This window comes from Neisseria sp. HMSC078H04, assembly GCF_001838135.1.
GTDB lineage: Bacteria > Pseudomonadota > Gammaproteobacteria > Burkholderiales > Neisseriaceae > Neisseria.
This window is the reverse complement of sequence record NZ_KV835834.1, coordinates 1-466: the sequence shown is the minus strand read 5'-3', so window position 1 is coordinate 466 and position 466 is coordinate 1.

The window sequence follows — 466 nt, the reverse complement described above, 5'->3', positions numbered from 1 at the left end:
AAAGCTTCGGAAAGCGAAGGATCAAAAGAAGAGCGGTCTGCTTGGACGATATCCGAACATACAGCCCCTCTTCCTTACTCAGACATGAGATACGGTGGCAGAGTTTCAACACACAGCTACCCGAAGACGGCTGGTCATCTGACATGTTTTCTCTCCGAAAGGAAATATAAGTTTCAACACACAGCCGCCCGAAGGCGGCTGGACGACAATGTCTTTCCTGAGTATCATCAACGCAGGGTTTCAACACACAGCCGCCGCGAAGGCGGCTGGCATAAATTACTAGCTGTATTATCAATGCAGATGGGTTTCAACACACAGCCGCCTGAAGGCGGCTGGGTGCGTCCTACCCAGTTCGCAGGGACGGCGTATTAGTTTCAACACACAGCCGCCCGAAGGCGGCTGGAAATCACTAAAGCGGTTAAAGCTACTAACGGTATGTTTCAACACACAGCCGCCCGAAGGCGGC